This is a genomic window from Pseudomonas sp. HLMP (assembly GCF_046365545.1).
GTDB classification, from domain to species: Bacteria; Pseudomonadota; Gammaproteobacteria; order Pseudomonadales; family Pseudomonadaceae; genus Aquipseudomonas; species Aquipseudomonas guariconensis_B.
On the sequence record NZ_JBDLLR010000001.1, the window covers coordinates 1,431,564 to 1,452,429 of the forward strand.

The 20,866-nt window shown below is 65.2% G+C and carries 17 protein-coding genes; 12 read left to right on the forward strand and 5 right to left on the reverse strand.

The window, feature by feature from the left end:
* Window positions 1–180: 180 nt before the first annotated feature.
* From rsmA to ABFA30_RS06775, 4 genes are read right to left on the reverse strand one after another with little or no spacing between them, the layout of a single operon-like run.
* On the reverse strand, window positions 181–990 hold the full coding sequence (rsmA, locus tag ABFA30_RS06760) for a 16S rRNA (adenine(1518)-N(6)/adenine(1519)-N(6))-dimethyltransferase RsmA (RefSeq protein WP_253167860.1): 810 nt from the start codon (window positions 988–990) through the stop codon (window positions 181–183).
* Window positions 987–1,976, reverse strand: a complete 990-nt coding sequence (gene pdxA, locus ABFA30_RS06765) for a 4-hydroxythreonine-4-phosphate dehydrogenase PdxA (RefSeq protein ID WP_225786435.1) — start codon at window positions 1,974–1,976, stop codon at window positions 987–989. Before pdxA ends, rsmA begins: the two co-directional genes overlap by 4 nt.
* A complete protein-coding gene (gene surA, locus ABFA30_RS06770) occupies window positions 1,973–3,289 on the reverse strand; it encodes a peptidylprolyl isomerase SurA (protein WP_225786434.1) in 1,317 nt (438 codons plus the stop codon). The genes pdxA and surA overlap by 4 nt, the downstream gene beginning before the upstream one ends.
* Window positions 3,270–6,098 carry an LPS-assembly protein LptD gene (locus ABFA30_RS06775; protein WP_253167861.1) on the reverse strand — a complete coding sequence of 943 codons (2,829 nt, stop codon included), beginning with the start codon at window positions 6,096–6,098 and terminating at the stop codon, window positions 3,270–3,272. The genes surA and ABFA30_RS06775 overlap by 20 nt, the downstream gene beginning before the upstream one ends.
* A 130-nt stretch (window positions 6,099–6,228) precedes the next feature.
* On the opposite strand from ABFA30_RS06775, the gene ABFA30_RS06780 reads away from it, so the two are divergent.
* The 3 genes from ABFA30_RS06780 to ABFA30_RS06790 are packed head-to-tail and all read left to right on the forward strand — an operon-like array spanning window position 6,229 to window position 8,682.
* Window positions 6,229–7,248, forward strand: coding sequence for an aminoglycoside phosphotransferase family protein (locus ABFA30_RS06780; protein ID WP_410045260.1), 1,020 nt, complete (start codon window positions 6,229–6,231; stop codon window positions 7,246–7,248).
* A complete protein-coding gene (gene murU, locus ABFA30_RS06785) occupies window positions 7,245–7,916 on the forward strand; it encodes an N-acetylmuramate alpha-1-phosphate uridylyltransferase MurU (RefSeq protein ID WP_225786431.1) in 672 nt (223 codons plus the stop codon). The genes ABFA30_RS06780 and murU overlap by 4 nt, the downstream gene beginning before the upstream one ends.
* A 1-nt stretch (window position 7,917) precedes the next feature.
* Complete coding sequence (locus tag ABFA30_RS06790; protein WP_225786430.1) at window positions 7,918–8,682, forward strand: TerB family tellurite resistance protein; 765 nt, start codon at window positions 7,918–7,920, stop codon at window positions 8,680–8,682.
* Between the two features lie 173 nt (window positions 8,683–8,855).
* Here ABFA30_RS06790 and ABFA30_RS06795 read toward each other — a convergent pair whose 3' ends face one another.
* Complete coding sequence (locus tag ABFA30_RS06795) at window positions 8,856–9,854, reverse strand: alpha/beta hydrolase family protein (protein ID WP_410045261.1); 999 nt, start codon at window positions 9,852–9,854, stop codon at window positions 8,856–8,858.
* 94 nt (window positions 9,855–9,948) lie between these two features.
* Between ABFA30_RS06795 and ABFA30_RS06800 the strand changes: the two genes are divergently transcribed.
* The 9 genes from ABFA30_RS06800 to trpE all read left to right on the forward strand — a co-directional run bounded on the left by ABFA30_RS06800 (window position 9,949) and on the right by trpE (window position 20,835).
* Window positions 9,949–12,336, forward strand: coding sequence for a PAS domain S-box protein (locus ABFA30_RS06800; RefSeq protein WP_410045262.1), 2,388 nt, complete (start codon window positions 9,949–9,951; stop codon window positions 12,334–12,336).
* A 10-nt stretch (window positions 12,337–12,346) separates the two neighbouring features.
* On the forward strand, window positions 12,347–12,976 hold the full coding sequence (locus tag ABFA30_RS06805; protein ID WP_225786427.1) for a response regulator transcription factor: 630 nt from the start codon (window positions 12,347–12,349) through the stop codon (window positions 12,974–12,976).
* 281 nt (window positions 12,977–13,257) lie between these two features.
* Window positions 13,258–14,382, forward strand: coding sequence for an ABC transporter ATP-binding protein (locus tag ABFA30_RS06810; protein ID WP_225786426.1), 1,125 nt, complete (start codon window positions 13,258–13,260; stop codon window positions 14,380–14,382).
* Window positions 14,383–14,422: 40 nt separating this feature from the next.
* Window positions 14,423–15,457, forward strand: a complete 1,035-nt coding sequence (locus ABFA30_RS06815; protein ID WP_410045263.1) for an ABC transporter substrate-binding protein — start codon at window positions 14,423–14,425, stop codon at window positions 15,455–15,457.
* A gap of 67 nt (window positions 15,458–15,524) precedes the next feature.
* Window positions 15,525–16,772: an ABC transporter permease gene (locus ABFA30_RS06820; protein ID WP_253080175.1), complete on the forward strand. Its 1,248-nt coding sequence runs from the start codon at window positions 15,525–15,527 to the stop codon at window positions 16,770–16,772.
* A gap of 11 nt (window positions 16,773–16,783) precedes the next feature.
* A complete protein-coding gene (locus ABFA30_RS06825; RefSeq protein WP_225786423.1) occupies window positions 16,784–17,611 on the forward strand; it encodes an ABC transporter permease in 828 nt (275 codons plus the stop codon).
* A 182-nt stretch (window positions 17,612–17,793) separates the two neighbouring features.
* On the forward strand, window positions 17,794–18,468 hold the full coding sequence (gene rpe / locus ABFA30_RS06830; RefSeq protein WP_225786422.1) for a ribulose-phosphate 3-epimerase: 675 nt from the start codon (window positions 17,794–17,796) through the stop codon (window positions 18,466–18,468).
* Window positions 18,465–19,283, forward strand: coding sequence for a phosphoglycolate phosphatase (locus tag ABFA30_RS06835; RefSeq protein ID WP_225786421.1), 819 nt, complete (start codon window positions 18,465–18,467; stop codon window positions 19,281–19,283). The genes rpe and ABFA30_RS06835 overlap by 4 nt, the downstream gene beginning before the upstream one ends.
* A gap of 70 nt (window positions 19,284–19,353) precedes the next feature.
* Window positions 19,354–20,835 carry an anthranilate synthase component I gene (gene trpE, locus ABFA30_RS06840; protein ID WP_225786420.1) on the forward strand — a complete coding sequence of 494 codons (1,482 nt, stop codon included), beginning with the start codon at window positions 19,354–19,356 and terminating at the stop codon, window positions 20,833–20,835.
* The last annotated feature ends 31 nt before the right edge of the window (window positions 20,836–20,866 follow it).

The following is a 20,866-nucleotide window of genomic DNA, read 5'->3' on the forward strand; positions in this document are numbered from 1 at the left end:
CAATGGGTGCAGTCTAGGCCATTGGCGGGGGTGTAGGCCAGTTGTGCGGGCGGTCGGTGACTGCCGGGGCCCATTTGCAGGCAAGCCCGCTCTCACAGGTGGCAGCGGTGTTGACGCGTCATGTGCCGTGCAGGGCACCTGTGGGGCTTGCCGGCGATGGGCTGCAACGCAGCCCCATGATTACAAGGCGCTGCCCTGCTGCTCTGCCAGCTGGTCAGCCAGGCGCACGAAGGCGGCCAGGTCGAGTTGCTCCGGTCGCAGGCTGCCATCGACGCCCGCCGCTTCGATGGCCTGGCTGTCGAGCAGCCCCTTGAGGGTATTGCGCAGCGTCTTGCGGCGCTGGTTGAAGGCTTCGCGGACGATACGCTCGAGCAGGCGCGGGTCCTTGGCCGGATGGGGCAGGGTCTCGTGGGGGACCAGGCGCACGATGGCCGAATCCACCTTCGGCGGAGGGTTGAAGGCGCCCGGCCCGACATTGAACAGGTGCTCGACCCGGCAGTGGTACTGCACCATGATCGACAGGCGGCCCCAGTCTCCACCGCCGGGGCCCGCAGCCAGGCGCTCGACCACTTCCTTCTGCAGCATGAAATGCATGTCGCGGATCAGCTCGGCATGCTCCAGCAAGTGGAAGATCAGCGGTGTGGAGATGTTGTAGGGCAGGTTGCCCACGACCTTGAGGCTGCGTGGCGGCACGCCCAACTGGTTGAAGTCGAACTTCAGGGCGTCGCCCTGGTGCAGGCGGAAGTTGGGGTTGCCTGCGAACTTGTGCTGGAGGATCGGCACCAAGTCCTTGTCCAGCTCCACGACGTCCAGCTGTGCGCCGCTGCCCAGCAGGCCCTCGGTGAGGGCGCCCTGGCCTGGGCCGATCTCCAGCAGGTGCTCGCCGGCCTTGGCGTTGATCGCCCGCAGGATGCGGTCGATGATCCCGGCGTCATGCAGGAAGTTCTGGCCGAAGCGCTTGCGCGCCCGGTGTTGGTATTGCTCGTTCATGGTCGGTTCTCGGCCATCTGGTAGGCGGTTTCCAGGGCGACGCGCAGGCTGCCGGTGTCGACCTTGCCGGTGCCGGCCAGGTCCAGGGCGGTGCCGTGATCGACCGACGTGCGGATGATCGGCAGGCCCAGGGTTACGTTGACGGCGGCGCCGAAGCCTTTGTATTTGAGTACGGGCAGGCCCTGGTCGTGGTACATCGCCAGCACTGCGTCGCAGTGCTCCAGGTATTTGGGGGTGAACAGGGTATCGGCCGGCAGCGGGCCGCGCAGGTCCATGCCTTCGTTGCGCAGGCGCTGCAGTGTGGGCTCGATGATGTCGATTTCTTCGCGGCCCAGATGGCCGCCCTCACCGGCATGCGGGTTGAGGCCGCAGACCAGGATGCGCGGATTGGCGATGCCGAACTTGTCGCGCAGGTCGGCATGCAGGATGCGCGTGACACGCTCCAGGCGCTCGGCGCTGATGGCGTCGGCGATCTCGCGCAGGGGCAGGTGGGTGGTCACCAGGGCCACGCGCAAGCCGTGGGTGGCGAGCATCATCACCACCTGGGCGGTGTGGGTCAGGTCGGCAAGGAATTCGGTGTGGCCGGAGAAGGCGATGCCGCTTTCGTTGATCACGCCCTTGTGCACGGGGGCGGTGATCATGCCGGCGAAATGCCCGTCGAGGCAGCCTTGGCCGGCCCGGGTCAGGGTTTCCAGGACGAAGGCAGCGTTGGCCTTGTCCAGTTGCCCCGGCACCACCTTTGCGGCCAGCGGCGTATCCCAGACGTACAGGCTGCCGGCGGGAGCCGGCTGGTCGGGCCAGGCGTCTACCGAGACGGGCAGCAGGTTGACGGCCAGCCCCAGTTGCGTGGCCCGCTCGGCGAGCAGGTCACGGCTGGTGATGGCGATCAGGGGGTGGGGCTGGGCCTCGGCGGCGAGCAGCAGGCACAGGTCGGGACCTATGCCGGCCGGCTCGCCGGGCGTGACGGCGAAGCGCAGGGGCTTCACTGGGCGGCCTGGTCGGCGCCAGGCAGCTTGATTTCAACGTAGGCTTCGTCGCGGATCTGGCGCAGCCAGGTCTGCAGCTCTTCGTCGTACTTGCGGTTGCGCAGGACGTTCATGGCCTGCTGCTCGCGGGCCTGTTCGGTGCTGTCGGTGGCGCGGCGGCCCAGTACTTCGAGCACATGCCAGCCGTATTGGCTGCGGAACGGACGGGACACCTCGCCCTGGGGGGCGCTGGTCATCACTTCGCGGAACTCCGGCACCAGGCTGTTGGGGTCGACCCAGTTGAGGTCGCCGCCGTTGAGCGCCGAACCCGGGTCTTCCGAGAAGCTCTTCGCCAGCTCGGCGAAGTCTTCGCCGTTCCTGATGCGCTCGTACAGGCGTTCGGCCAGCTGTTGGGTAGCCGCTTCGCTGCGGATCTCGCTGGGCTTGATCAGGATGTGACGGACATGCACCTCGTCACGCAGGACGTTGCCGCCGCCACGTTTCTCCTCGAGCTTGAGGATGATGAAGCCGTTGGGGATGCGGATCGGCTGGGTGATGTCACCCACGGCCATGCTGCTGAGCAGGCCGGCGAAGTCTGGCGGCAACTGGCCGGCCTTGCGCCAGCCCATCTCGCCGCCTTCCAGGGCGTTCTCGCTGGCCGAGCGGGCGATGGCCATCTGGCCGAAGTCGGCGCCCTGCTTGAGCTGCTGGTAGACCTCGCCAGCCTGTTGGGCAGCCGCCTGGATGGCGCTGGAATTGGCGCTTTCCGGGGTGGGGATGAGGATGTTGGCCAGGCGGTATTCCTCGGACAGCTGCATCTTGCCCAGGTCGGAGTTGAGGAAGTTCTTCACTTCCTGCTCCGAGACCTGGATGCGCTCGGCCACGCGGCGCTGGCGCACGCGGCTGATGATCATCTCGCGCTTGACCTGGTCGCGGGCGTCGTCGAACGACAGGCCGTCCTGGGCCAGGGCGGCGCGGAACTGCTCCAGGGTCATGCCGTTGCGCTGGGCAATGGTGGCGATGGCCTGGTTGAGTTCCTCGTCGGTGATGCGGATGCCCGAGCGCTCGCCGATCTGCAGTTGCAGGTTCTCGACGATCAGGCGCTCCAGGACCTGCTGCTCCAGGGCTCCGGGCGGTGGCGTGCCACCGCCGCGCTTGGCGATGGTCTGCTGCACTTCACGGATACGCTGGTCCAGCTGGCTCTGCATGACTACGTCGTTGTCGACGATAGCCACGACCCGGTCCAGGGGTTGCACCGCGGCATGCACCGCGCCACTCAGCAATACAGCGCCCAGCATCAGCGGGCGCAGTCGATCAATAAGCTTGCTCTTCACGTGTACGGTAACCTTGAATGCCTTCGTCGAGGAACGACTCGACCTTGTTGCCCACTACGCCACCGAGGCCTTTGAGCACGATTTGCAGGAAGACGCCGTGGTCGCCTTTTTCATTCTGCGGAACGGCCTGGCTGAAGTCGTCGTAGTCGAGCCAGTAGCGGTTGATCAAGCGCAGTTTCCAGCAGCAGTTGTCGTACTCGAAGCCACCCATGGCTTCCAGGGTACGGTTGCGGTTGTAATCGTGCTGCCAGCGACCGATCACGCTCCACTGCGGCACGATTGGCCAGATGACCGAGAAGTCGTGTTGCTCGATCTTGTAGTAGTCCTTGATGTAATTCGGGCTGCCTGGAGTGCCGTAGTCGCCGCCGCCCACCTGCCAACGTCCGGTCAGCGAGTCGTAGCGGACCAGGTCGTTGCGGTAGCGGTAGCCCAGGTTGACGATCTTGTTCGGATTGTCCTCAGGCTGGTAGTGGAACATGGCGCTGCCCGAGCGAGGGCTGCGGCTGTCCGGGTCCCAGTTGTAGTCGGAGTTGAAGCGCCAGTCGCGGTTGAAGGCGTACTGGTACTCCAGGGCGTAAGGTGACACGTCCGATTGCGAGTCGTCGCGGGTACGCCAGTCGATGCCTGGCATCTGTACCTTGCGGTCCTTGAAGTAAAGCGCCTGGCCGATACTGATGCGTTGACGTTCGAAACCGTTTTCCTCGATCCAACGACTGGTCACGCCCAGCGACAGTTTGTTCTCGTCGCCGATGCGGTCGGAACCACTGAAGCGGTTGTCGCGGAACAGTGAGGAGTAGCTGAAGTAGCTCTCGCTGGTGTCGAAGACCGGGATGTCCTTCTGGTCCTCATACGGTACATAGAGGTAGAACAGCCGGGGCTCCAGGGTTTGGCGATAGTTCTTGCCGAACCATTGAGTGTTGCGGTCGAAATACAGGCCACTGTCGACGCTGAAGACTGGAACGCTGCGGTTCTGGTTACTGGAGAAATCACCGCGCAGGTCAAGTTGTGCAGGGTCTCTGACTGCAAGCGTTGCAATGTCACTTTTGCCTTTGCTGTCCAGATCCAGGTCGTAGTGAGTGTATACGTACTTAAGCTTCGGCTTGATGAAGCCGTAGCTGGCCTCCATGGGCAGGCTGATTGCCGGGGCCACGTTCAGGCGGGTGCCGTTGGCACGTGCTAGGCCGAAGACGTTTTCATCCAGTCGCCGTCCTGCTGCGCCGGCGGAAAAGTCCGGGTTGCCATCCTCGTCGCGGACGAAGTCGTCCTTCAGGTCACGATCGAAGCGAACTGCTTCGGTCTGATAGCTGAAGTCGAACCCGCCCGGATGATAAGGCAGCATGCCATTGAAGGTAATCTGCGGCAGTTTGTCGTACGGCGTGATGCGGGAAATGGTCGCCATCTCGTAGGCATGCACGTTCAGCCGTGCGGTATAACTGTCGCCACGGTAGGTCAGGGCACCCTGCTGGTCGACGACATCCTTACTCTCGACACCAATCTGATCCGACTCCAGATCCTGGAAGTAGAACGGATCGCTGATGTCGGTGTAGTCCACCTCGGTCATCAACCGCGAATCCAGGCCGCCCTTGTGCTGCCAGTTGACCATCCAGCGCTGGTCCTTGTAGTCGGTCTGGTCCTTGCGGTCATCGTCCTGGTCGTTCAGGTACGCGCCGCCGAACTGGCCTTCGCTGGACTTGGTCAGGTAGCGGAACTCGCCTTCCATCAGCAGGCCACGCTTGGTCATGTAGCGTGGATACAACGTGGCGTCGTAGTTCGGCGCCAGGTTGAAGTAGTACGGTGTGACCAGCATGAAGCCGGTGTCGCTGCTGGTGCTGAACGACGGTGGCAGGAAGCCGGACTGGCGACGGTCGTCGATCGGGAAATAGATGTACGGTGTATAGAACACCGGGAAATCCTTGACCCGCAGGGTGACGTTGGTCGCGGTACCGAAGCCGGTGGCCGGGTTCAGGGTGATGTTGTTGCCCTTGAGCTGCCAGGCGTTGCTGTTCGGCTCACAGGTGGTGTAGGTGCCGTCCTTGAGGCGAATGATGGCATTCTCGCCACGCTTGGCGTACAGGGCATTACCGCGGATGCGCGATTTGTGCATCACGTACTCGGCGTTGTCGACCTGGGCTTCGCCGGTGTCCAGCTGGATTTCTGCCTGGTCGCCAACGACCAGCGAGCCGTTGTCGCGCAGCTTGACGTTACCCTTGAGCTCGCCCCGGTTTTCGGCCTGGTACAGGTTGGCCTCGTCGGCCTCGACCTGCATGCTGCCCTGGCGCATGACCACGTCGCCGGCGAGCGTGGCGATCTGCTGTTCCTGCTGGTAGCGGGACACCTTGGCGTTCAGGTAGGTCGGCGACTCGTCCTTGGGCGTGGTGTCGTTCATGCCCGGGCGTTCCGGCTCGATGTACGCACCGGCGCAGTACGGGCCGGTCTCGGCCAACTGGGCAGGGGTGAGCTTCTCGCGCGGGACCCAGTCCAGGTGGCTGTAGTCTTCGCTGCGCGACTTCAGGCCACGGCCCTTGCTCTCGGTGACCAGGACCGGCTTGGGTTCGGCGCTGGCCTCGGCGACCTGCGCCTCGGTACCCTCGCTGCTGGAGCTGGGGGCGGCGCCTTCGTGCACCGGACGCGGTGGCAGGTTGCTGGCAGCGGTCTTGGGCTTGCAGTCCCAGCCACCGGAGGCGGACACTTGGCAGTCGAACTGCTCGGCTGCCACCACATAGGGGGTGGCCAGAGGTTGCAGGGCCAGCAAGCCGCCAGTCACCAGCAGCGGGAACTTTCTACGAAACGCGGGGGATTTCAATGCCATCTTATTAGTCCGGGCTTCCTTCGTGCCATCTGCCCGCGTGTGGGGCCGCACGCCTCTCGATGGTCTGGAAAAGATGCTGGATAATAAAGCATGACCCGCTTGACGGCTAGGGCCGTCGGAGACCCTTGTAATGCCCGATCACGATGTACGCCTGCAGCAACTGACCGCCTGGCTCGATGAGCAGCTCCACCCTCTTTTCCATGACAACGCCTGGGGCGAAGTGCCCGAAGGCACCTTGACCGCCGCCAGTAGCGATGCGAGTTTCCGTCGCTATTTCCGCTGGCAGGGCGGCGATCATAGCTTCGTGATCATGGACGCGCCTCCACCTCAGGAGAACTGCCGCCCCTTCGTCGATATCGACCACCTGCTGTCCAGCGCCGGTGTGCACGTGCCGATCATCCATGCCCAGGACCTGGAGCGTGGCTTCCTGCTGCTGGGGGATCTTGGCCGCCAGACCTACCTGGATATCATCGACGCCGACAACGCCGATGTACTGTTCGCCGATGCCATCGACGCCTTGCTGGCATTCCAGCGCCTGCCGATGACAGCACCGCTGCCGAGCTACGATGTTGCCTTGCTGCGTCGCGAGCTGGAGCTGTTCCCGCAGTGGTACGTCGGCCATGCCCTGGGCCTGGCGCTTTCCGAGGCCCAGCAGGCGGCCTGGGAGCGGGTCAGCCAACTGCTGATCGACAGCGCCCTGGCCCAGCCCAAGGTGTTGGTGCACCGCGACTATATGCCGCGCAACCTGATGCGCAGCGAGCCCAACCCAGGCGTGCTGGACTTCCAGGACGCGGTCTACGGCCCGGTGACCTATGACATCACCTGCCTGTTCAAGGATGCCTTCGTCAGTTGGCCCCAAACCCGTGTCGAGGGCTGGCTGCGCGACTACTGGCAGAAGGCGCGCGAGGCGGGTATCCCGGTGCAGGACGACTTCGAGGTATTCCACTGCGCCAGCGATCTGATGGGCGTGCAGCGCCACCTCAAGGTGATCGGCATCTTCGCCCGTATCTGCCACCGTGATGGCAAGCCCCGCTACCTTGCCGACGTGCCACGCTTCTTCGCCTACATCGAAGAGGTCATCGGTCGTCGGCCCGAGCTGGCCGAGTTGGGCCAACTGATCGCTGAGCTGCAGATCGGGGCGCGCCCATGAAGGCGATGATCCTGGCGGCGGGCAAGGGCGAGCGCATGCGCCCCCTGACCCTGCACACCCCCAAGCCACTGGTGCCTGTCGCTGGCCAGCCCTTGATCGAGTACCACCTGCGCGCACTGGCCAGGGCAGGTTTCACCGAGGTGGTGATCAACCATGCCTGGCTCGGCCAGCAGATCGAGGACCACCTGGGCGATGGTTCACGCTTCGGCCTGAGCATCCGTTATTCGCCCGAGGGCGAGCCGCTCGAGACCGGTGGCGGGATCTTCAAGGCGCTGCCGTTGCTGGGCACGGCGCCGTTCCTGCTGGTCAATGGCGATATCTGGACCGACTACGACTTCACCCGCCTGCGCACTCCGCTGGAGGGGCTCGCGCACCTGGTGCTGGTGGACAACCCTGGGCATCACGGGCGCGGTGACTTCCGCCTGGAAGGCGAGCGAGTCCTCGACGGTGACGAGGCCGCCGATACCCTGACGTTCAGCGGCATCTCGGTGCTCGCCCCGGCACTGTTCGAAGGCTGCCAGCCCGGTGCCTTCAAGCTGGCGCCACTGCTGCGCAAGGCCATGGGCGAGGGGCGGGTGAGCGGCGAGCACTACCGTGGCCGCTGGGTCGATGTCGGGACCCTGGAGCGCCTGGCCGAGGCCGAGCGCCTGATCGTCGGGTGCGACTGACATGTGGTGGCCGAGCACGGTGATAGGCGCCGGCGCCGGCTTTGCCCTGGCCAGCATCCCAGGTGCCCTGCTGGGTGCCCTGCTAGGCCAGGCCATGGACCGTCGCCTGCGCCTGCAGGGCTGGGAGGATGTGCGAGAGCGCCTGGGCGGGCGCCCGGCGCTGCGGGACGAAGAACTGCTGTTCGTGTTGCTCGGGCGCTTGGCCAAGAGCGATGGCCGGGTTGGCGAAGGGCATATCCAGCAGGCGCGTCAAGAGATGGCGCGCCTGCACATGGCCGAGCCTGCGCGGCTCCGGGCGATTGCCGCCTTCAACCGTGGCAAGTCGGGCAAGGATTCTCTGGCGCGTCACCTGCAACGGATCAGCCAGCAGCCCCATGCCGCGGAAGGGACGGTGCGCGCCTGTTGGCGGATGGTCTGGGCCGACGGCAAGGCAGGCCTGCGCGAGCGTGAGCTGTTGCTGGAGTGGGGGCGGGCGATGGGGCTGACGCGACCGCAGGTGCAGGCCCTGTCCCTTGAATACGAACCCCGCAGGGGCGCACCGGAAGGTGGCGCGATGACCTATGCGGCGGCCTTGCGCCTGCTTGGCGTCGAGGTCGACACCGATGTCGACGCGGTGAAGCAGGCCTACCGCCGTCTGCTCAGCCGGCATCACCCGGACAAGCTGGTCGGTAGTGGCGCGAGCGAAGCGCGGGTGCGTGAGGCGACCGAGCGTACTCGTGAGTTGCACCAAGCCTATGCCCTGGTGCGCAAGCGGCGGGGGCTTTGAGCAGCTGCAAGCTTTAGCGGCACGCTGCAAGATGAGCCGGGTAGATAGCTCCACTCTATACGACTGAAAAGCCGCAAGTAGGCGCCTTGACACAGGACCTGCTTGCGGCTTGGAGCTTGCGGCTTATTGACGGGACAAGCGCCATGAGCCTGCTGGTCGACTCGAAACGGCAATCACTCCTGCGGCATCAACCACCCTCGAACCCGGCGGAACAGTTGCTCTTGCTCCGCCGCCGCGTTACCCGGCATGGCGATCAGCGACAGTTGCCGGTACTGGCTGTCCTTCTGCCGCTTGCTGGCCTGCAGGCGCAGCTCGGCGGCCTGGCGGTCGCGGGGGCGCGTGGCGTAGTAGAGGTCGGCGGTGGGCAGCTTGAGGGTCGGCGCCAGGCTCTGCAGGTCGTGCTCCACCCGTGCTGGCGTCTGCGCCGCGATCATCACCAGCTTCTGTACCTGGGGCGGTTGCCGCTCACCCAGGTAGCGCGCTGCCCAGTAGGCGCCGCTGCCATGGCCGAGCAGGACGATGCTGCGAGGGTTGTGCTGCTGGGCATAGGCCAGCGCTGCGTCGAGGCGGGCGAAGATGCGCTCGGCATCGGCTTGGTCGCCTTGCTCCCCGGCTTCACTGGCGTCAGTGCCTTGTGCACTGTCGGCCTCGGCAGCGGTGGCTTGGGCGACGTTGGCGTTGGCGTCGGCCGGGGTGTCCTGGGCTGGCGCGGTCTCGCCCTGGTTGTCTGTCGGCTCTGCTTCCGGCGTGCGCTCGGCGCGTGCCTGCGGGCTGTCGACGACCAGGTCGGGAAGGCTGACGCTCAGGCTATGCCAGCCGACATCGGGAAACTTGTGGCGCAGCGGGCCGACCACCTTGGGCCAGTCAGCATTTTCTCCCGCACCCGGGACGATGATTACCGCCCCCTTCGGATCACTGTCGTTGGCCGGTTTCCACAAGGCCAGGAAGCTCTCGCCACCGGCCTGCAAGGTCTGCTGTTCGGCTTTGGGCACCAGGCGCTCGAGCGCCTGGGCGTCTTCTTCGCTGCGTTCGGCCAGGGGCGGGCGTGGCGCGGGGGCGGTTGCTGTCTTGGCGGCAGCTTGTGGTTGCTCGGCCTCGGCGGCCTGTGCGCCGAGCGATAGGATCGAAGCCAGGCAGAACAGGGCCAGCGTCGTGCGATAAAGTGTGAACATGAATCAACCCAAAGCCAGAATGATACCGGCAGCCTAATAGTATTTGTCCGTGACGACCAAGCAGATGGCCGTCCTTGCCAAGACGAGCGTATAGATGAAGCGAGTGCGTCGCCTGTTGGTTATCGGCTGTTTGTGGCTGCCCTTGATCGCCCTGGCCAGGCCTGAGCCTGCGCCGTCGGTAGTGCTGGAGCCGGCCCAGCAGCAATGGCTGGACAACCACCGCAGCCTGCGGGTCGGTGTGGTGCTGCAGGCGCCCTATGCCCAGTTCGATCGCCGCCTGCAGCAGTTGTATGGCGCCAATGTCGAGTTGGTGAACTGGCTGGCGAGGGCACTCCGGCTGGACCTCACCTGGCGCAACTTCAGCGACCAGGCGGCCCTCGAGCATGCCTTGCAGGCCGGCGAGATCGATTTCGCGCCAGGGCTGATGCAAACACCGGCCAGCCTGCGCCTGTGGCTGTTCAGCGACCCCTACATGCGCATACCACAGCTGGTGGTCGGTGCCCGCACCGGCGCGGTGGCGGTCGAGTTGGAGAAACTGGGTGCCAATGACCGGGTCGCGGTGCGCATGCCCAGTGCCCTGGCCGATTACCTGCGAAGCAACTATGGCAACCTGAACCTGCAAGGCGTTCCCGATGAGCGCGAGGCCTTGCAGCTGGTGTTGGGGGCGCAGGCAAGCTACGCAGTGCTCGACGAAGCCCAGCTCAGCCGGCTGTCCCGGGAGGGGGAGTTCGGTGACCTGGCGGTGGTCGGCGACATCGGCCTGCCACAGTTGCTGCGGGTCGGCTCGCGGCGCGACTGGCCCTTGCTGGCCGATGTCCTGGAGCGCGGCCTGCAGGCCATGCCGGCCAAGGAGTTGGAGCAGCTGCACCAGCGCTGGCTGCAACCCAAGTACCCGCGCCTGAGCGAGACCACTGGTTTTTGGCAGAACCTCGCCCTACTGTTCGGTCTGTTGTTGCTCTGTGCCATGGCCACGCTGGTCTGGCAGCGCCGCCAGCAGCGTCAGCTGGAGCGCAATCTGCTGGCGGCACGGGAAAACCTGGCCGAACGGCAGATGCGCGAAGAGGCGCTGCGCCTGAGCCAGTTCTCCATCGACCAGAGCACCGTGGGTATCCTCTGGGTCAACTGGGACAGCCATATCCGCTACGCCAACCATGCCGCCGAACGCATGCTCGGCTGTGGCGAGGGCGAGCTGCTGGAGCGGCCGCTGATCGACTTCGAGCCGGCCTTGCACATGGACCGCTGGCTGGAGCTGTGGAGGCGCGTGCGCACCGGCGAGGGTGGCGTCGAACAGTTCGAGACCCATTGCCTGCGTGCCGATGGCAACCTGCTGCCGGTGGACCTGTCGCTGAGTTTCCTGCGCTTTCGTGATGCCGAATACCTGGTGGTGTTCATCACCGATGTCACCGAGCGCCGCCGCGCCCTGGCTGCTCTGCGCGAGAGCGAGGCGCGGCTCAAGGGGATCGCCGGCAACGTGCCGGGGCTGGTGTTCCGCCTGGAGCGCGACCCCGCCGAGGGCGATCTGGAGTTCCCCTACATCAGCGAAGGCAGCGAGGCGTTGGTCGGCTACGCGCCCGCCGACATCCAGCACCCCGACATGGGGTTGCGCAATCTGGTCCACCCGCAGGACCGCGCCGACTACCATCGCGTCCAGGACTTGGCCCTGGCCAGCGACCAGGACTGGTCCTGGCAAGGGCGCATCCTCACGCGCCAGGGCGAGGAGCGCTGGGCCGACATCAAGGCCAGTACCCGACGCCTGCCCGATGGCCGAGTGGTGTGGGATGGCATTGTCTGGGACATTACCCAGAGCAAGCGGGTCGAGCATGCGCTGGCGCGCTCGCAGGAACAGTTGCGCGAGCTGTCGGCGCACCTGGAAAGCGTGCGCGAGGAAGAGAAGGCGCGTATCGCCCGGGAGGTGCATGACGAACTGGGGCAGATGCTCACGGTGCTCAAGCTCGAAGTCTCCATGTGCGAACTGGCCTACGCCGAACTCGACCCAGGCCTGAACGAACGCCTGGCCAGCATGAAACGCCTGATCGCCCAGTTGTTCCAGCTGGTGCGCGATGTGGCGAGCGCCTTGCGTCCGCCGATTCTCGATGCGGGCATTGCCTCGGCCGTCGAATGGCAGGCCCGGCGTTTCGAGGCACGCACGCAGATCCCCTGCCTGGTACAGGTGCCGGAGAATCTGCCACCATTGAGCGATGCCAAGGCCACCGGGCTGTTTCGCATCCTGCAGGAGGCGCTGACCAACGTCATGCGCCATGCCCAGGCGCATACCGTGCAGATCGAGCTGGCGCGCGAAAACGGCTCGCTGCGGATGACCGTCATCGATGATGGCGTGGGGTTTCGCACCGACCAGGCCCGGCCGGCGTCGTTCGGCCTGGTGGGCGTACGCGAGCGGGTGCTGATGCTGGGCGGCAGCATGACCCTGGACAGCGAGCCGGGCGAGGGCAGCAGCCTGAGCGTGGCCATACCATTGGATTAGGAGAGCGACCGTGATTCGAGTGCTGGTGGCCGAAGACCACACCATCGTCCGCGAGGGCATCAAGCAGTTGATCGGCCTGGCCAAGGACATGCAGGTGGTGGGGGAGGCCGGCAACGGTGAGCAATTGCTCGAGACCCTGCGCCATACGCCCTGCGAGGTGGTGTTGCTGGATATCTCCATGCCGGGGGTGAACGGCCTGGAGGCGATTGCGCGGATCCGGGCGCAGGGCAATCCGCCGGCAATCCTGGTGCTGTCGATGCACGACGAGGCGCAGATGGCCGCTCGTGCCCTGAAGGCTGGCGCCGCTGGCTACGCCACCAAGGACAGCGATCCGGCCCTGCTGCTGACGGCCATCCGCCGCGTGGCAGGCGGTGGGCGCTACATCGACCCGGCACTGGCCGACCGCATGGTCTTCGAGGTCGGCCTGACCGAGACCCGACCCCTGCATACCCTGCTCTCGGAGCGTGAGTTCTCGGTGTTCGAGCGCCTGGCCCAGGGCGCCAACGTCAACGACATCGCCCAGCAACTGGCGCTCTCCAGCAAGACCATCAGCACCCACAAGGCGCGCCTGATGCAGAAGCTCAAGGTCAACTCACTGGCGGAACTGGTGAAGTACGCCATGGAGCACAAGCTGGTGTGAGTGTCCCGTTTGCGACATGGGGTGAGCCCGGGGGGCTCCCGGCCTGTGCGAGCAAGCCCGGCCTTCGATTGGGGCTGGGCTGCGGCGCAGAGCACCTTCGGTTGGCGCAAGCCCTATGGGGGCGGGCCGCTGGAATGTCTGAAACCGTCACGCTTGTAGGGCAATCCCTACAGCAAATCTTCCATCCGGATGATGGCATTCTCTCAGCACCCCCGATTTCCGGGGGCTTGCCGCTTCTCTAGTCTTGGCTCACGCAGTCATTCCAAGAAGAAGGTGCAGGCATGAGCGAGGTGAATTCGAACGCTGCCGGTGGCGAGACGCTGGTAGCTTTCCGGGGTGTACAGAAGAGCTACGACGGCGAATCGCTGATCGTCAAGGACCTCAACCTGGACATCCGCAAGGGCGAGTTCCTCACCTTGCTCGGCCCGTCCGGCTCGGGCAAGACCACCAGCCTGATGATGCTGGCCGGCTTCGAGACCCCCACCGCCGGCGAGATCCAGCTGGCCGGGCGTTCGATCAACAACGTGCCGCCGCACAAACGCGACATCGGCATGGTGTTCCAGAACTACGCGCTGTTCCCGCACATGACCGTGGAAGAGAACCTGGCCTTCCCCTTGAGCGTGCGCAACCTGAGCAAGACCGACATCAGCGAGCGGGTCAAGCGGGTACTGGCCATGGTCCAGCTCGATGCCTTCGCCAAGCGCTACCCGGGCCAGCTCTCCGGTGGCCAGCAGCAGCGGGTGGCCCTGGCCCGCGCCCTGGTGTTCGAGCCGCAGCTGGTGCTGATGGACGAGCCGCTCGGCGCGCTCGACAAGCAGTTGCGCGAGCACATGCAGATGGAGATCAAGCACATCCACCAGCGCCTGGGCGTGACCGTGGTCTATGTGACCCACGACCAGGGCGAGGCGCTGACCATGTCCGACCGGGTGGCGGTGTTCCACCAGGGCGAGATCCAGCAGATCGCCGACCCGCGCACCCTCTATGAAGAGCCGCGCAACACCTTCGTCGCCAACTTCATCGGCGAGAACAACCGCCTCAACGGCACCTTGCTGTCGCACGATGGCGACCGCTGTCAGGTGCAGCTGCCCCGCGGCGAGCGGGTCGAGGCGCTGGCGGTGAACGTGGGGGCGGCGGGCGAGCCGGTGACCCTGTCGATCCGCCCGGAGCGGGTGCGCCTCAACGGCCACAGCGAGCGCTGCGTCAACCGTTTCTCCGGCCGGGTGGCCGAGTTCATCTACCTGGGCGACCACGTGCGGGTGCGCCTGGAAGTCTGCGGCAAGGCCGACTTCTTCGTGAAGCAGCCGATTGCCGAGCTCGACCCGGCCCTGGCCGTGGGCGATGTGGTACCGCTTGGCTGGGAGGTGGAGCACGCCCGCGCGCTCGATCCGATTGCCGAAGCCCACTGATGGTTTGCTTCACCAACCCTGTACTGTGGAGAGAATAATAATGCGCAAGCAGTTGAAACTGACCGCCCTGGCCCTTGGCCTGTTCGCCGCCGGCCAGGCCCTGGCCGCCGACCTGACCGTGGTGTCTTTCGGCGGTGCGAACAAGGCCGCCCAGGTCAAGGCGTTCTACGAGCCATGGGAGAAGGCGGGCAAGGGCAAGATCATCGCCGGTGAGTACAACGGCGAAATGGCCAAGGTCAAGGCCATGGTCGACACCAAGAGCGTGTCCTGGAACCTGGTGGAGGTGGAGTCGCCAGAGCTGGCCCGTGGTTGCGACGAGGGCATGTTCGAGGAGCTCGACCCGGCCCTGTTCGGCGATGAGGCCGACTACGTGCCTGGCGCCATCCAACCCTGTGGCGTGGGCTTCTTCGTCTGGTCCACCGTGCTGGCCTACAACGCCGACAAGCTCAAGACCGCGCCCACCAGCTGGGCTGATTTCTGGGACACCAAGCAGTTCCCGGGCAAGCGCGGCCTGCGCAAGGGGGCCAAGTACACCCTGGAGTTCGCCCTGATGGCCGACGGTGTGGCGCCGAAGGATGTGTACAAGGTGCTGGCCACCAAGGAAGGCCAGGACCGTGCCTTCAAGAAGCTCGACGAGATCAAGCCGAGCATCCAGTGGTGGGAGGCCGGTGCCCAGCCGCCCCAGTACCTGGCCTCGGGTGACGTGGTCATGAGCTCGGCCTACAACGGCCGCATCGCCGCGGTGCAGAAGGAGAGCAACCTCAAGGTGGTGTGGAACGGCGGTATCTACGACTTCGACGCCTGGGCCATTCCGAGGGGCGCCAAGGATACCGACGAAGCGAAGAAGTTCATCGCCTTCAGCGTGCAGCCCCAGCAGCAGAAGATCTACTCCGAGAACATCGCCTATGGCCCGGCCAACGCCAAGGCGGTCAGCCTGCTCTCGGACGAGGTGAAGAAGGACATGCCGACCACGCCTGAGAACATCGCCAACCAGGTGCAGATCGACGTGGCCTTCTGGGCCGACAACAGCGAGCAGCTGGAACAACGCTTCAACGCTTGGGCGGCGAGGAAGTAAGCCGCACCGAAGGAGCGCCGGGGAACGGCCCGGCGCTCCTCGTTCCCCAGATTTTTCGGAGTTCGCCATGGCCATTGCAGTGCCCCTGAACGAAGGCGCAGGTAAAAGCCTCAAGCAGCGTCTCAAGCATGCCGAGCGGGTCAACCGCTGGAAAGCGCAGGCGTTGATCGCGCCGCTGGCGCTGTTCCTGTTGCTGGTGTTCCTGGTGCCGATCGCGGCACTGCTGTACAAGAGCGTCGGCAACCCGGAGGTGGTCGCCGGCCTGCCACGTACCGTCGAGGCCGTGTCGCAGTGGGACGGCAAGGGCCTGCCGGGCGAAGAAGTGTACAAGGCGCTCAGTCAGGACCTGGCCGAATCGCGTCGCAACCAGACCTTGGGCGACCTTTCCAAGCGCCTGAACATGGAACTGGCCGGCTACCGCAGCCTGCTGGCCAAGACCGCCAGGGCGCTGCCGTTCAAGACTGAGCCGAGCGCCTACAAGGATGCCTTGCAGACGCTCGACGAGCGTTGGGGCGATCCGGCCTATTGGCAGGCGATCCGCCGCAACACCAGCACGGTCACGCCGTTCTACCTGCTGGCCGCACTGGACCACCGCATCGACGACCTGGGCGAGCTGGCCAAGGCCACGCCCGACCAGGCGATCTACCTGGACATCTTCGCCCGCACCCTGTGGATGGGCGTGGTGATCACCGTGATCTGCCTGCTGCTGGCCTATCCGCTGGCCTACCTGCTGGCCAACCTGCCGACCCGGCAGAGCAACCTGCTGATGATCCTGGTGCTGCTGCCGTTCTGGACCTCGATCCTGGTGCGGGTGGCGGCCTGGATCGTGCTGTTGCAGTCGGGCGGCCTGATCAACAGTGCGCTGATGGCGGTGGGCATCATCGATGAGCCGCTGGAGTTGGTGTTCAACCGCACCGGCGTGTACATCTCGATGGTCCATATCCTCCTGCCGTTCATGATCTTGCCGCTGTACAGCGTGATGAAGGGCATCTCGCCCAGCTACATGCGCGCGGCGATCTCCCTGGGTTGCCATCCGTTCGCCAGTTTCTGGCGGGTGTACTTCCCGCAGACCTATGCCGGTGTCGGCGCCGGTTGCCTGCTGGTGTTCATCATCTCCATCGGCTACTACATCACCCCGGCGCTGCTCGGCAGCCCCAACGACCAGATGGTCAGCTACTTCGTCGCCTTCTACACCAACACCAGCATCAACTGGGGCATGGCCACCGCGCTGGGCGGGTTGCTGCTGCTGGCCACCGTGTTGCTGTACCTGATCTATAGCTGGCTGGTCGGCGCCAGCCGCCTGCGCCTGAGCTGAGGAGCCTTGCCATGCTGAGCCCTTACATGTCGCCCGTGGAGCGGGTCTGGTTCTACAGCCTGCGAATCCTCTGCGGCCTGATCCTGCTGTTCCTGGTATTGCCGGTGCTGGTGATCGTGCCGTTGTCGTTCAACAGCGGCAGTTTCCTGGTCTACCCGCTGCAGGGTTTTTCGCTGCAGTGGTACGAGGACTTCTTTTCGTCCGCTGAATGGATGCGTTCGTTGAAGAACAGCATCATCGTCGCCCCGGCGGCCACCGTGCTGGCCATGGTGTTCGGCACCCTGGCCGCCATCGGCCTGACCCGCAGCGACTTTCCTGGCAAGTCGCTGGTGATGGCCCTGGTGATTTCGCCGATGGTGGTGCCTGTGGTGATCATCGGCGTGGCCAGCTATCTGTTCTTCGCCCCGCTGGGCCTGGGCAACAGCTTCATCTCGCTGATCCTGGTGCATGCGGTACTGGGCGTGCCGTTCGTCATCATCACCGTGTCGGCGACCTTGCAGGGCTTCAACTACAACCTGGTGCGAGCGGCGGCCAGCCTGGGAGCCTCGCCGCTGTTGGCCTTCCGCCGGGTGACCTTGCCGCTGATCGCGCCCGGGGTGATCTCCGGGGCGTTGTTCGCCTTCGCCACGTCGTTCGACGAGGTGGTGGTGACCCTGTTCCTCGCCGGGCCCGAGCAGGCGACGTTGCCACGACAGATGTTCAGCGGCATCCGCGAGAACCTGAGCCCGACCATTGCCGCGGCGGCGACGTTGCTGATCGCCTTTTCGGTGGTTCTGCTGCTGACCCTGGAGTGGTTGCGCGGGCGGAGCGAGAAGATGCGAACCCAGCAGCCGACCTGATTGGCAGGTTGTGCCGGCCCTTTCTAAGGGGTATTTGGGGCTGCAAGGCAGCCCCAAAGATGACAAAGCGCTGCCAACCGAATGATTTTGTGTCGCCATCGGCACCGCTTGACGCCAATCAGCCCCGATTCGCTCGCCTGGGTTACAATGCGCGCCACCGTGATTCTGCCAACAGGTGCGCCATGCAGCCCTACGCTATTGCCCCCTCCATCCTCTCCGCCGATTTCGCCCGCCTGGGCGAGGACGTCGACAAGGTGCTCGCCGCTGGCGCCGACATCGTCCACTTCGATGTGATGGACAACCACTACGTACCCAACCTGACCATCGGCCCGATGGTCTGCAGCGCCCTGCGCAAGTATGGCGTGACCGCGCCGATCGACGTGCACCTGATGGTCAGCCCGGTCGACCGCATCATCGGCGACTTCATCGAAGCCGGCGCCACCTACATCACGTTCCATCCGGAAGCCTCCCAGCACATCGACCGCTCCCTGCAACTGATCCGCGACGGTGGCTGCAAGGCTGGCCTGGTGTTCAACCCGGCCACCGGCCTGGACGTGCTGAAGTACGTGATGGACAAGGTCGACATGGTCCTGCTGATGAGCGTCAACCCAGGCTTCGGTGGCCAGAAGTTCATCCCCGGCACCCTCGACAAGCTGCGCGAGGCGCGCGCCTTGATCGATGCCAGCGGCCGTGACATCCGCCTGGAGATCGATGGCGGCGTCAACGTCGGCAATATCCGCGAGATCGCGGCCGCAGGTGCCGACACCTTCGTGGCGGGCTCGGCGATCTTCAATGCGCCGGATTACCAGGACGTCATCGCCAGCATGCGCGCCGAACTGGCCCAGGCCCACCCATGAGCGGCTTCGAGCAGCTGTTCCCAGGGACGCTGCCCAGGCTGGTGATGTTCGATCTGGATGGCACCCTGATCGATTCGGTCCCCGACCTGGCTGCCGCCGTGGATCGCATGCTGCTCCAGATGGGGCGCCCGCCCGCTGGCCTGGAGGCCGTGCGCCAATGGGTCGGCAATGGTGCCCAGGTCCTCGTGCGCCGCGCCCTGGCCGGCGGCCTGGATCACGCAGGCGTCGACGATGCACTGGCCGAGCAGGGCCTGGCCCTGTTCATGGAGGCCTACGCCGAAAGCCACGACCTGACGGTGATCTACCCCGGGGTGCGCGACACCCTGCGCTGGCTGCGCAAGCAAGGCGTGGAGATGGCGCTGATCACCAACAAGCCTGAGCGTTTCGTCGGCCCGCTGCTCGATCAGATGAAGATCGGTCGTTACTTCCGCTGGATCATTGGCGGCGACACCCTGGCGCAGAAGAAGCCTGACCCGGCGGCCTTGCTGTTCGTCATGAAGATGGCCGGCGTCGCCCCCGCCGAGTCGCTGTTCGTCGGCGATTCGCGCAGCGATGTGCTGGCGGCCAGGGCTGCGGGTGTGCAATGCGTCGGCCTGACCTATGGCTACAACCATGGGCGGCCCATCGATGAGGAATCCCCCAGCCTGGTCATCGACGACCTGCGCGCCCTGCTGCCCGGTTGCTTAGTCCCGGCCACTGGGATAACGTTGGCGGACCTTCAAGCCTCACAAGACAGAGAGTCCACCGTGGCGGTTACCGGCAAATTCTGGATGAAAGTCATCAAGGCCCTGGCCCGTTGGCGCTGGCGCGCCTGACTTCCGCCCGCCGGCGCCTGCCGGCCCGTCCGCTTGCCCGACCCCATTGCTGCTTGCCACGAGGCTACCCATGACCCGCGAAGAATTCCTGCGCCTGGCCGCTGCCGGCTACAACCGCATTCCCCTGGCCTGTGAAACCCTGGCCGACTTCGACACGCCGCTGTCGATCTACCTGAAGCTCGCCGACCAACCCAACTCCTACCTGCTCGAGTCCGTACAGGGCGGCGAGAAGTGGGGGCGCTACTCGATGATCGGCTTGCCCTCGCGCACTGTGCTGCGGGTACATGGCTACCACGTGAGCATCTTGCAGGACGGCGAAGAAGTGGAAAGCCATGACGTCGAGGACCCGCTGGCGTTCGTCGAGGCCTTCAAGGATCGCTACAAGGTCGCCGACATTCCGGGTTTGCCGCGCTTCAATGGCGGCCTGGTCGGCTACTTCGGCTATGACTGCGTCCGTTATGTGGAAAAGCGCCTGGGCGCCTGCCCGAACCCGGATCCGCTGGGTGTGCCGGACATCCTGCTGATGGTCTCCGATGCCGTGGTGGTGTTCGACAACTTGGCGGGCAAGATGCACGCGATCGTGCTGGTCGACCCGGCCCAGGAGCAGGCCTACGAAGAGGGGCAGGCACGGCTCGAGGGCCTGCTGGACACGCTGCGCCAGCCGATCACCCCGCGCCGCGGCCTGGATCTGAGCGGCCCGCTCGCCGCCGAGCCGGAATTCCGCTCCAGCTACACCCGCGAGGACTACGAGAACGCGGTGGCCCGCATCAAGGAGTACATCCTGGCCGGGGATTGCATGCAGGTGGTGCCGTCCCAGCGCATGTCCATCGACTTCAAGGCCGCGCCCATCGACCTGTACCGGGCGCTGCGCTGCTTCAACCCGACGCCGTACATGTACTTCTTCAACTTCGGCGATTTCCATGTGGTCGGCAGTTCGCCCGAGGTGCTGGTGCGGGTCGAAGACAACCTGGTGACCGTGCGCCCGATCGCCGGCACCCGCCCGCGTGGCGTCACCGAGGAGGCCGACCGGGCACTGGAGGACGACCTGCTGTCCGACGAGAAGGAAATCGCCGAGCACCTGATGCTCATCGACCTGGGGCGCAACGACGTGGGCCGGGTGTCCTCGACGGGCAGCGTACGCCTGACCGAGAAGATGGTGATCGAGCGCTATTCCAACGTGATGCACATCGTCTCCAACGTCACCGGGCAGTTGCGCCAGGGCTTGACTGCCATGGATGCGCTGCGTGCCATCCTGCCGGCTGGCACCCTGTCGGGGGCGCCGAAGATCCGCGCGATGGAGATCATCGACGAGCTGGAGCCGGTCAAGCGCGGTGTCTATGGGGGGGCGGTGGGCTACTTCGCCTGGAACGGCAACATGGACACGGCCATTGCCATCCGTACTGCGGTGATCAAGGATGGCGAGCTGCATGTCCAGGCCGGTGGCGGTATCGTCGCCGACTCGGTGCCGGCGCTGGAGTGGGAAGAGACCATCAACAAGCGCCGCGCCATGTTCCGTGCGGTGGGCCTGGCGGAGCAGACGCCCAAGGCCTGATGGCTGGCATGAAGAAACGGCGCCCCTGGTG

Excerpts from the sequence above, each read along its gene's own strand:
- rsmA (WP_253167860.1), bottom strand. The coding sequence starts at position 990 with ATGAACGAGCAATACCAACACCGGGCGCGCAAGCGCTTCGGCCAGAAC.
- ABFA30_RS06775 (WP_253167861.1), bottom strand. The coding sequence starts at position 6,098 with ATGGCATTGAAATCCCCCGCGTTTCGTAGAAAGTTCCCGCTGCTGGTG.
- ABFA30_RS06780 (WP_410045260.1), top strand. The coding sequence starts at position 6,229 with ATGCCCGATCACGATGTACGCCTGCAGCAACTGACCGCCTGGCTCGAT.
- murU (WP_225786431.1), top strand. The coding sequence starts at position 7,245 with ATGAAGGCGATGATCCTGGCGGCGGGCAAGGGCGAGCGCATGCGCCCC.
- ABFA30_RS06790 (WP_225786430.1), top strand. The coding sequence starts at position 7,918 with ATGTGGTGGCCGAGCACGGTGATAGGCGCCGGCGCCGGCTTTGCCCTG.
- ABFA30_RS06795 (WP_410045261.1), bottom strand. The coding sequence starts at position 9,854 with ATGTTCACACTTTATCGCACGACGCTGGCCCTGTTCTGCCTGGCTTCG.
- ABFA30_RS06800 (WP_410045262.1), top strand. The coding sequence starts at position 9,949 with ATGAAGCGAGTGCGTCGCCTGTTGGTTATCGGCTGTTTGTGGCTGCCC.
- ABFA30_RS06810 (WP_225786426.1), top strand. The coding sequence starts at position 13,258 with ATGAGCGAGGTGAATTCGAACGCTGCCGGTGGCGAGACGCTGGTAGCT.
- ABFA30_RS06815 (WP_410045263.1), top strand. The coding sequence starts at position 14,423 with ATGCGCAAGCAGTTGAAACTGACCGCCCTGGCCCTTGGCCTGTTCGCC.
- ABFA30_RS06820 (WP_253080175.1), top strand. The coding sequence starts at position 15,525 with ATGGCCATTGCAGTGCCCCTGAACGAAGGCGCAGGTAAAAGCCTCAAG.
- ABFA30_RS06825 (WP_225786423.1), top strand. The coding sequence starts at position 16,784 with ATGCTGAGCCCTTACATGTCGCCCGTGGAGCGGGTCTGGTTCTACAGC.
- rpe (WP_225786422.1), top strand. The coding sequence starts at position 17,794 with ATGCAGCCCTACGCTATTGCCCCCTCCATCCTCTCCGCCGATTTCGCC.
- ABFA30_RS06835 (WP_225786421.1), top strand. The coding sequence starts at position 18,465 with ATGAGCGGCTTCGAGCAGCTGTTCCCAGGGACGCTGCCCAGGCTGGTG.
- trpE (WP_225786420.1), top strand. The coding sequence starts at position 19,354 with ATGACCCGCGAAGAATTCCTGCGCCTGGCCGCTGCCGGCTACAACCGC.